Below are 10,125 nucleotides of genomic sequence, written 5' to 3' on the forward strand. Positions count from 1 at the left end.
GCCTCCATTCATCGCGTGACGTCCGGGACCTGCCAGCGCGCAGGCCCCGGCGGGAGATTTCGTCCATGAGCCAGCCAGCCAATGGCCAACCCCTGCTGACCTTCGCCGACGCCGACCGCAGCCCGCTGAGCATCCGTGCCCGCGCGCTGGTGTTCGTCGATGCCCGTTCGCGGCGCCTGCGGGAGGAAATCGAACACCTGGCACCGGCCGCCGTGCCGGTGCTGATCCAGGGCGAGACCGGCACCGGCAAGGAGCTGCTGGCGCGGCAGATCCACCGCGCCAGCGAGCGGCCGGGGCTATTCGTCGCGGTCAACTGCGGCGCCATCAGCAAGGCCTACGCCGAGGCCGAGCTGTTCGGTCACGCCCCCGGCGCCCATGCGGGCTCGGCCAGCAGCCGTGCCGGCTGGTTCGGCTCGGCCAATGGCGGGACGCTCTACCTGGACGAGATCGGCGACCTGCCGCTGCCGCTCCAGGCGCGCCTGCTGGCGGCCCTGGAAAGCCGCGAGGTGACCCGCGTCGGCGCCCAGCAGCCGACCCCGGTGGACGTGCGCCTGGTGGCCGCCACCAGCATCGACCTGGCCCAGGCGGTGCGTGCCGGCAAGTTCGACGAGCGGCTCTACCAGTACCTCAACGAAGGGCGCGTGGAACTGCCGCCGCTGCGCGAGCGCCCCGACGACATCCTGCCGCTGGCCGAGTACTTCCTCGGCATCTACGCCCAGCGCCTCGACCTGCCGCTGCCGCTGATCGGCGCCCAGGCCCAGGCGGCGCTGGAGGGCTACCCCTGGCCGGGCAACACCCGCGAGCTGGAGAACAGCATCCACTTCGCCCTGCTGGTGAGCGACGGCGAGGAGATCCTGCCGCACCACCTCAACCTGCCGCCCGCACCGAGTTATGCACAGCTCGCCCAGCAGCTGCGCCAGCTGGCGGCCAACGATGTGGACAACCTGCGCCAGCTGTTCGCCGAAGTGCTGGCGGGGTAGGGCGTCGAGGGGGCAAGGGGTGGGTCGATGAGATGTGATCCACCCGGAGACAGGCCTTAGCCGTGCAGGTGGAACAGCTTGTGCACGATGCGCCAGCGGCCGTCGATCTTCAGCAGCGAGAGGTAATCGGTGAAGTCCAGGCCGGCGTAGACGTCGGTGACCTTGGCCAGGGCGGTGTCGCCGGTGAGGTCCAGGGACTCCAGCCGCCACACCGGCGCTTCGCCCTCGGCCACCACCGGCCCCTTGGCCTGCAGGCCGGCGATGAAGGCTTCCGGCGAGAGCCACTGCAGGTCCGGGCCGAAGTGCCCGACGATGCGGCTGTCGGGATGGAAGGCGCCGCGCAACAGCGTCGCGTCCGCCCGCACCATGCCTTCCACGTAATCCCGTACCACCGCCTCGATGGCCTGGCGTTCTGCTTCCATGTCCGTGCTCCTGTCGCGTGGGAAAGGCCAGAGCCTAGCCCGCCCGGGCCGATCCCGCAGCTCCCGGGGTTCCGTACCGCGAACCCTCTCGATCGCCATCACGCGGGTGGGGCTCATACCGCCCGTAGGATGGGCTGAGCTATGCGAAGCCCATCACTCCGATGCACGGCGCGCGGCCTGGAGCTGGACGGTGGATCGGCGAAGCGCGATCCCTCCTACGGGTGCAGCTTCATCCCACGGGGCCTGGGTCAATGGATCTGCCCGGCCGCCTGGAGGCGCTCGCGGGTGGCGCGCAGGCGCGGCAGGGGCAGGCACACCAGCAGGGTGGCGACCAGCACGGCCACGCCCATCAGCGGCAGGTTGGCCAGGCCCATCCCGGTGCTCAGCCACAGGCCGCCGACGAAGGCGCCGCTGGCGTTGCCCAGGTTGAAGGCCGCGTGGCTGAGGGTGGCGGCGAGGCTGGCGGATTCGCCGGCCTGTTCCACCAGCAGCAACTGCAGCGGCGAGGAGATGGCGAAGCTCGCCACGCCCCAGAGGAACAGGCAGGCCAGCGCCAGCACCGGCACCTGGGCGAAGACGAACAGCCCCACCAGGCACAGCGCACTCACCGCGAAGGCCCCGGGCAGGGCGAAGCGGAAGCCCTTGTCCGCCAGGCGCCCGCCCAGCAGGTTGCCGAGGGTCAGGCCGATGCCGAACAGCAGCAGGGCGAAGTTGGCGTGCTCCGGGCTGAAACCGGAGACATCGCGCAGCAGCGGGCTGATGTAGGTGAACACACCGAACAGCGCCACCGACGACAGGCTGCACACCCCCAGCGCATGCAGCACCGGGCGCCGGAAGATGCCGTCCCAGGCACCGGCGGCATTGGGCTGCGGCCTGGCGGTGGCCGGCAGCCAGAGGAACTGCGCCAGCAGCGTCAGCAGGCCCAGGCCCGCCACCACCATGAAGGTCACCCGCCAGCTGGTGGCCTGGCCCAGCCAGGCGCCGGCCGGCACCCCGAGCACGTTGGCGATGGTCAGCCCGCTAAGCACCAGCGCCATGGCCGAGGCGCGGCGATGGGGCGGCGCCAGCTCGGCGGCCAGCAGGGTGGCGCAGCCGAAGAAGCCGGCATGGCTGAAGGCGGTGAACATGCGCGCCGCCAGCAGCCATTCGTAGCTGGGGGCCAGGGCGCAGGCGAGGTTGCCCAGGGCGTAGGCGCCCATCAGCCAGAGCAGCGCCTGGCGCCGTGGCAGGCGCCCCAGCAGCGGGCCCAGCAGCGGCGCGCCGATGACCACGCCCATGGCGTAGGCGCTGACCAGCAGGCCGGCGTCGGAGAGGCTCACGGAGAGGTCCTGGGCCACCTCGGGCAGCAGGCCCATGATGATGAATTCGCTGCTGCCGACGACGAAGCCGCCAAGGGCCAGGGCGAGCAGGGGGAGGGAGAGGAGGGTCGAGGGATTCATGGCAAGAGGCAGGGCTTGTTGCGAGGGCGCGCGGATTCTACGCGCTTTCCCGGGCGATGACCTGGCAGTCGAGCAGATTCAGGCGCTCCACCTCGCCCTCCACCGGCAGCACGCCCAGTGCCTCCAGCACCCGGGTGGCGGCGCGCTCGCCGATCTCCAGCGCCGGCGGTCGGATGGTGGTGAGGCTGGGCAGCAGCATCTCGGCGAACGGGTAGTCGCCAAAACCCATCACCGCGCAGTCGCCCGGCAGGTCCAGGCCCGCCCGCTGGCCGGCGAGCAGGCCGCCGGCGGCGAGGTTGTCGTTGGCGAAGATGATCGCGTCCGGCCGTGGGGAGCGCTTCATCAGCGCCTCCATGGCCTGCTTGCCGGCCTCGAAGGGCGCCAGCCCGCTGCTGGGCACGAAGACCCAGGGCTCGTGGCCGGCGGCGCGCAGGGTGTCGGCGTAGCCGTCGCGGCGGTCCAGGGCGCTGAAGTCGCCGGCGGCGCTGTTCTGCACGAAGGCGATGCGCGTGTGCCCCTTGTCCAGCAGGTAGCGGGCGGCGGCGACGCCCACGTCGCGGTGGAGGAAGCCCACCTGCATCGGCGCGCGCTCGGGCTGGTAGTCCCAGACCTCGACGACCGGGATGTCCGCCTCGGCGAGCATCTTCTCGGTGCCGGGGCTGTGGAAATGGCTGGTGACCACCAGGGCCGCCGGCGACCAGCCGAGGAAGGCGCGCACGGCGCTCTCCTCCTGTTCCTCGGAGAAGTAGCTGGAGGCCAGCAGCAGCTGGTAGCCGTGGCGCGCCAGGGTGTCGCTGAAGCCCTGGATCGTATTGGCGAAGATCGGCCCGGAGATGTTGGGGATGACCATGCCGACGATGCGCCCGCGCGCAGAGGCCAGGCCGCCGGCCACCAGATTGGGCACGTAGCCCAGCTCGGCCACCGCCGTTTCGATGCGCCCGCGCAGTTCCTCGGAGACCTGCTCCGGCTGGTTGAAGTAGCGCGACACGGTGATGGCGGAGACGCCGACGCGCTCGGCCACGGCGCTGAGGGTGACGCGTCCTGCGCCTCGGCGCTTGCGGGGGCTGCTCATGGATTGACCATCCTTGTAGGCATATAAAAGTAATTTTTAATTATTTGACGATCTATTGGTGTCGCTCGGATACTGGCGATGTTAGCGCTAACAAAGCACGGCTGTCTGCCTTTTTGCTGCCACTCGCACGAGCGAGACCAGACCGCGACAGCCCACAAGGAGCCTGCCAAGCAGCAGGCACGTCTGGTCTCCGCAGGGCAGTGAAACGAGCATGAGCATCCACAGCAATCCGGCCGCACCGCGCGGCCTTCGCACCTCCCACGGCGGGCGCCGCAGCCCGCTGGCCATCGGCATCCTCCTGGCGGCGCTGGGGAGCGCCGCCGGGGCCGCCGAGCGCACCCCCGACAGCACCGCCGACGGCCGGAAGGCCGCGCCCACGCTGAAGACGGTGACCGTCACCGCCACCCGCCGCGAAGCCAGCCTGCAGGACGTGCCGGTGGCCGTCTCCGTGGTGCAGGGCGAGCAGCTGGAGCGCGACAACCGCAACAACGTCGGCGCCATCGTCCAGCAGGTGCCGACCCTCAACTACCGCACCGGTGCCTCCAACAAGGACACCTCGCTGTTCATCCGCGGCGTCGGCACCATCTCCACCTCGCCGGGGGTCGAGCCCACGGTGGCCACGGTGGTGGACGGCGTGGTGTTCGGCCGCCCCGGGCAATCCACCCTGGACCTGCTGGACCTGGAGCGCATCGAAGTGCTGCGCGGCCCCCAGGGCACCCTGTTCGGCAAGAACGCCTCGGCCGGCGTGCTCAACATCGTCAGCCAGGACCCACCCGAGCAGGGCCACGGCTACGTGGACTACTCGCACTTCGGCGGCGGCAACGAGAACCGCCTGCGCTTCGGCATCGGCGGACGCCTGAGCGACACCCTGAAAGGCTCCCTGAGCACCCTGCTGGGGCGCTATGACGGCAACGTCGAGAACCTCGCCAACGGCCATGACGTCAACGGCTACGACCGCAAGGGCGTGCGCGGCAAGCTGGTGTTCGAGCCGGACGACGCGTTCAAGGTGACCCTGATCGCCGACCGCATGGAGGGCGAGGACACCCTGCCCAGCGGCGTGATCACCTCCACCAGCAGCGCAGCCTTCGCCAGCGCCCTGCGCCCGGTGGTGCCGAGCGACCACAACCGCGACATCCGCAGCGACTACAAGACCTACGTCGAGGACACCAACAGCGGCCTGTCCGGGCAGGTGGACTGGAAGCTGGGCGACTTCACCCTCACCTCCATCACCGCCTGGCGCGGCTGGGACAACACCCAGTACCAGGACGGCGACCGCTCGGCGCAGCTGCCGCTGACCGCCTCCCACGACAAGGGCGAGGTGGACTACGACCAGTACTCCCAGGAGTTCCGCCTGGCCTCGCCCAAGGGCGGCTTCAACGAATACGTGGTCGGCGCCTACTACTTCCATGGCCGCTCCGAGGAGACCTACCGGCGCCTGTCGGTCAACGGCGGCACCCCCAACAGCGGCCGCGCCGACTACAGCGTGACCAACGACAGCGTCGCGCTGTTCGGCGAGAACACCTTCAACCTCACTGACGACTTCCGCGCGCTGTTCGGCCTGCGCTGGACCCACGACGACCTGGAATACGACCACCGCCGCACGTCCACCTCCGCCACCGCCGTCACCGGCATCCAGCCCTCCACCGCAAGCTCGGGCTCGGTGGACGAGGACGGCTGGTCCGGCCGCACCGGCCTGCAGTACGACTTCAGCGACGACCTGATGGGCTACGCCACCTACTCGCGCGGCTACAAGGGCCCGGCCTACAACGTGTTCTTCAACATGCAGCCGCGCGACACCGGGGCGCTCAAGCCGGAGACCTCCGACTCCTACGAGCTGGGCCTCAAGGCCACCGCCCTGGACAAGCGCCTGAGCGCCAACCTGGCGGTGTTCCACACCGACTACGACGACTACCAGGCGAACTTCTTCGACACCGTGGCCAACCAGGTGGTGACCCGCCTGATCAACGCCGGCAGCGTGAAGACCCAGGGCGTGGAGCTGGACACCAGCTTCCAGGCCACCCGCCAGCTCAAGCTGTCCGCCGCCCTGGCCTACACCAAGGCGCGGGTGGACCACTTCAACTGCCCGCCTGGCGCCGCCGCCACCTGCAACATCGACGGCGGCCGCTTGCCCTTCACCCCGGACTGGAAGGCCTATGTGCGCGCCGACTACAGCATCCCGCTGGACAACGGCCTGGATGTGGAACTGTCCACCGACTACAGCTGGCAGGACGAGGTGCAGTTCAGCCTCGACCAGAACCCGGACACCGTGCAGGGCGCCTACGGCATCTGGAACGCCAGCGTCGCCCTGGCCGACTACAACGCCGGCTGGCGCGTGGCGCTGCTGGGCAAGAACCTCGCCGACACCTCCTACGCCCAGTCCCTGGCCAGCGGCGGCAGCTACATCTACCGCGCCGTGCCACGGGACGACGAGCGCTACTTCGGCGTCCAGCTGCGCAAGGATTTCGACTTCTGACCCGCGCCTGCGTGCAGGAACCGCCCGAGCCGCCGCAGAGCGGCCGGGCGGCACCCCCACCGACCCCGGTAACGACACCATGACCCGATCCCGACAGCTCTCCCTCGGCGCCTTCCTGATGGCCACCGGTCACCATGTGGCCGCCTGGCGCCACCCGGACGTTCCCGCCGACACCCTCGACTTCGCCCAGTACAGACACCTGGCACGCATCGCCGAAGCGGCGAAGTTCGACGCCCTGTTCGTCGCCGACAGCGTCGCTGCGCCCACCGGCGACATCGCCAGTCACATGGCCCGCTCCACCTACTTCGAACCGCTGACCCTGCTCAGCGCCCTGGCCGCCGTCACCGAGCGCATCGGCCTGGTGAGCACCGTCACCACCAGCTACAACGAGCCGTACCACGTGGCGCGCAAGTTCGCCTCGCTGGACCACATCTCCGGCGGCCGCTCGGGCTGGAACCTGGTGACCTCCGACGCGGCCGCCGAGGCGCTCAACTTCAACCGCGAGGCTCACCTGGGCCACGCCGAGCGCTACGCCCGCGCCCGGGAGTTCCACCAGGTGGTCACCGGCCTATGGGACAGCTGGGAGGACGACGCCTTCCTCCGCGACAAGGCCAGCGGCCAGTACTACGACCCGGACAAACTCCACGTGCTCGCCCACCAGGGCGAGCACTTCCGCGTGCAGGGCCCGCTCAACGTCGCCCGCTCGCCCCAGGGCCGGCCGGTGGTGGTGCAGGCCGGCTCCTCCGAGACCGGCCGCGAGCTGGCCGCCGAGACCGCCGACGTGGTGTTCACCGCGCAGACTTCACTGGCCAAGGCCCAGGCCTTCTATGCCGACCTCAAGGGGCGCCTGGCCAGGTTCGGCCGCCACGAGGACGAGCTGAAGATCATGCCCGGGGCCTTCGTCGTGGTCGGCGCCAGCGAGGCCGAGGCGAAGGAGAAGTTCGAGCAGTTCCAGGCGCTGGTGGAGCCCCGCGTCGGCGTCGCCCTGCTGGGGCGCATGCTCGGCAACTTCGACCTCTCCGAATACCCGCTGGACGGCCCGCTGCCCGAGCTGCCGCTGACCCAGGACGGCCAGCAGAGCCGGCAGAAGCTGCTCACCGAGCTGGCCGGCCAGGAGAACCTGACCCTGGCCCAGCTCGGCCGGCGCATCGCCGGCGGGCGCGGCCACCACAGCCTGATCGGCACCCCGGCACAGATCGCCGACGAGCTGCAGGCCTGGTTCGAGGGCCGCGCCGCCGATGGCTTCAACGTGCTGGTGCCGCACCTGCCGGCCGGCCTGGAGGACTTCGCCACCCAGGTGGTGCCGGAGTTGCAGCGGCGCGGCCTGTTCCGCACCGAGTACCAGGGCCGCACCCTGCGCGAACACCTCGGCTTGGCGCGGCCGGCGAACCGCTTCGCCCGCCCCGCCTGACATTCACCGGGGCCCCGCGCCAGCGGGGTCCCGACAACCTGAAGCGAGACCCATCCATGACCTACATCGCCGCTCCCGACCGCTACGAGCGCATCCCCTATCGCCGCGTCGGCCGCAGCGGGCTGGTGCTGCCGGCCCTGTCCCTGGGGCTGTGGCACAACTTCGGCGACGCCATGCCCCTCGACACCCAGCGCGCCCTGCTGCGCACCGCCTTCGACCTGGGCATCAACCACTTCGACCTGGCCAACAACTACGGCCCGCCCTACGGCAGCGCCGAGATCAACTTCGGCCGCCTGCTCAAGGAAGACTTCCGCGCCTACCGCGATGAGCTGGTGATCTCCACCAAGGCCGGCTGGGACATGTGGCCCGGCCCCTACGGCCAGGGCGGCAGCTCGCGCAAGTATCTGCTCGCCAGCCTCGACCAGAGCCTGGCGCGCCTGGGGCTGGACTATGTGGACATCTTCTATTCCCACCGCTTTGACCCCGACACGCCCCTGGAGGAAACCGCCGGCGCACTGGCCAGCGCGGTGCAGCAGGGCAAGGCGCTGTACGTGGGCATCTCATCCTATTCGGCGGGCAAGACCCGCGAGCTCGCCGCGCTGCTGCGGGAGTGGAAGGTGCCGCTGCTGATCCACCAGCCGGCCTACAACCTGTTCAACCGCTGGGTGGAGAAGGACCTGCTGGCCACCACCGAGGAACTGGGCACCGGCGTCATCGCCTTCACCCCGCTGGCCCAGGGCCTGCTCACCGACAAGTACCTCGCCGGCGTGCCGGCGGATGCGCGGGTCAACCGCCCCGGCGGCGCCTCGCTGCGCCCGGAGCACCTGGCCGAGGCCAACATCGCCCGCGCCCGCGCCCTTGCCGAGATCGCCCGGCGCCGGGGCCAGAGCCTGGCCCAGCTGGCGCTGGCCTGGACCCTGCGCGATGCGCGGGTGACCTCGGCGCTGATCGGCGCCAGCCGCCCGGAGCAGATCGTCGAGAACGTCGCCGCCCTGGACAACCTCGCCTTCAGTGCCGAGGAGCTGGCGGAGATCGACCGCCACGCGGTGGAAGGCGGCATCAACCTCTGGGAAAAACCCTCCACCGACTGGCAGGCCTGAGCATGCAACGACTTCGACTGGGCGCCGCGTTGCTGGCGCTGCTGACCCTGGCACAGGGCGCCCTGGCTGACCCCGCCACCCTGCGCATCGGCTACCAGAAGGGCTCCGCCAGCCTGGTGCTGGCCAAGGAGCACGGCCTGCTGGAGCAGCGCTTCCCCGCCACCCGGGTGCAGTGGATCGAATTCCCCGCCGGCCCGCAGATGCTCGAGGCGCTCAACGTCGGCAGCCTGGATCTGGGCTCCACCGGCGACATCCCGCCGATCTTCGCCCAGGCCGCCGGGGCCGACCTGCTCTACGTCGGCGCCGAACCTCCCAAGCCCCAGGCCGAGGTGATCCTGGTGCCGGAGGGCAGCCCGATCCGCTCGGTGGCCGAGCTCAAGGGGCACAAGGTGGCCTTCCAGAAGGGCTCCAGCGCCCACAACCTGCTGCTGCGCGCGCTCAAGGCGGCGGGGCTGTCCATGGCCGACATCCAGCCGCTGTTCCTCACCCCGGCCGATGCCCGTGCCGCCTTCGAGCAGGGCAGCGTGGACGCCTGGGCGATCTGGGACCCCTACTACTCGGCCATGGAGCTGGAGGGCCATGCACGGCTGCTGGCCAATGGCGAGGGGCTGGGGCTGAGCGGGCCCTTCTACCTGGCCGCGCGGGGCTACGCCGAGGCCGATCCGGCGTTCGTGCAGCAGGTGCTGGGGATGATCTCCGAGGCCGAGGCCCTGACCCGCAGCGACCGCGACGGCAGCATCGCCCTGCTGGCGAAGTTCATGGGCCTGCCCCCGGCAGTGATCGAGCGCAGCTTCCAGCACCGCCCGGCCTCGCCCATCGGCCCGGTCACCGACGACATCGCCGCCGCCCAGCAGCGCACGGCCGACCTGTTCCTGGAGAGCCGGCTGCTGCCGAAGCGGGTGGATGTCGGGAGTGCGGTGTGGCGGCCGTAGAGGCCCCATGCATGGGGTTCGGTCGTGTAGGGGCGAATGGTCTACGGCTGTGGGAGATTCCATGTCAATCCGCCGTAGCGACGCGAGGTCGATATGGCTTCTGACTTCTCATCACGGCAAAGGCGATCCTAGCCAGCTTGCGCGCCAGGATGACCAGCGCTTCGGTTCTCTTCAGGCCGCGTTGCAGGTAACCCTGGTAGCAGTCTTTCCAGGCGACGGTGCGGCTGGCTGCCATTGCTGCCGTATAGAGCAGCCGGCGGATTTCCGGATCGCCCTGCTTGGTCAGCTTCCGTCGG

At 70.2% G+C, this 10,125-nt stretch carries 9 protein-coding genes; 5 read left to right on the forward strand and 4 right to left on the reverse strand.

Annotation, left to right across the window (positions count from 1 at the left end; genetic code table 11):
* Positions 1–65: 65 nt before the first annotated feature.
* Positions 66–980: a sigma 54-interacting transcriptional regulator gene (locus SZ55_RS14320; RefSeq protein ID WP_044407162.1), complete on the forward strand. Its 915-nt coding sequence runs from the start codon at positions 66–68 to the stop codon at positions 978–980.
* A 56-nt stretch (positions 981–1,036) separates the two neighbouring features.
* Here the strand turns inward: SZ55_RS14320 and SZ55_RS14325 are convergent, their stop codons facing one another.
* The 3 genes from SZ55_RS14325 to SZ55_RS14335 form a co-directional block, all read right to left on the reverse strand.
* Positions 1,037–1,402 (reverse strand): nuclear transport factor 2 family protein, encoded by a 366-nt coding sequence (locus SZ55_RS14325; protein ID WP_044407165.1) that lies wholly within the window; start codon positions 1,400–1,402, stop codon positions 1,037–1,039.
* Between the two features lie 248 nt (positions 1,403–1,650).
* Positions 1,651–2,841 carry an MFS transporter gene (locus SZ55_RS14330; protein ID WP_044407168.1) on the reverse strand — a complete coding sequence of 397 codons (1,191 nt, stop codon included), beginning with the start codon at positions 2,839–2,841 and terminating at the stop codon, positions 1,651–1,653.
* Between the two features lie 37 nt (positions 2,842–2,878).
* Positions 2,879–3,913, reverse strand: a complete 1,035-nt coding sequence (locus SZ55_RS14335) for a LacI family DNA-binding transcriptional regulator (RefSeq protein ID WP_044407171.1) — start codon at positions 3,911–3,913, stop codon at positions 2,879–2,881.
* A 217-nt stretch (positions 3,914–4,130) separates the two neighbouring features.
* Here SZ55_RS14335 and SZ55_RS14340 point away from each other — a divergent pair, with 217 nt between their 5' ends.
* The 4 genes from SZ55_RS14340 (at position 4,131) to SZ55_RS14355 (ending at position 9,829) form a co-directional block, all read left to right on the forward strand.
* Complete coding sequence (locus SZ55_RS14340) at positions 4,131–6,386, forward strand: TonB-dependent receptor (protein ID WP_442963698.1); 2,256 nt, start codon at positions 4,131–4,133, stop codon at positions 6,384–6,386.
* Positions 6,387–6,465: 79 nt separating this feature from the next.
* On the forward strand, positions 6,466–7,797 hold the full coding sequence (locus SZ55_RS14345; RefSeq protein ID WP_044407177.1) for an LLM class flavin-dependent oxidoreductase: 1,332 nt from the start codon (positions 6,466–6,468) through the stop codon (positions 7,795–7,797).
* A gap of 56 nt (positions 7,798–7,853) precedes the next feature.
* Positions 7,854–8,897 carry an L-glyceraldehyde 3-phosphate reductase gene (gene mgrA / locus SZ55_RS14350; protein WP_044407180.1) on the forward strand — a complete coding sequence of 348 codons (1,044 nt, stop codon included), beginning with the start codon at positions 7,854–7,856 and terminating at the stop codon, positions 8,895–8,897.
* A gap of 2 nt (positions 8,898–8,899) precedes the next feature.
* The gene (locus tag SZ55_RS14355) at positions 8,900–9,829 is read left to right on the forward strand and encodes a sulfonate ABC transporter substrate-binding protein (protein WP_044407184.1); all 930 of its coding nucleotides are present in this window, start codon (positions 8,900–8,902) and stop codon (positions 9,827–9,829) included.
* Positions 9,830–9,893: 64 nt separating this feature from the next.
* On the opposite strand, the gene SZ55_RS27435 is transcribed toward SZ55_RS14355, so the two are convergent.
* On the reverse strand, positions 9,894–10,125 hold a 232-nt coding region (locus SZ55_RS27435), incomplete at its 5' end, for a transposase (protein WP_152644471.1).

Source organism: Pseudomonas sp. FeS53a (assembly GCF_000931385.1).
Lineage (GTDB): Bacteria > Pseudomonadota > Gammaproteobacteria > Pseudomonadales > Pseudomonadaceae > Metapseudomonas > Metapseudomonas otitidis.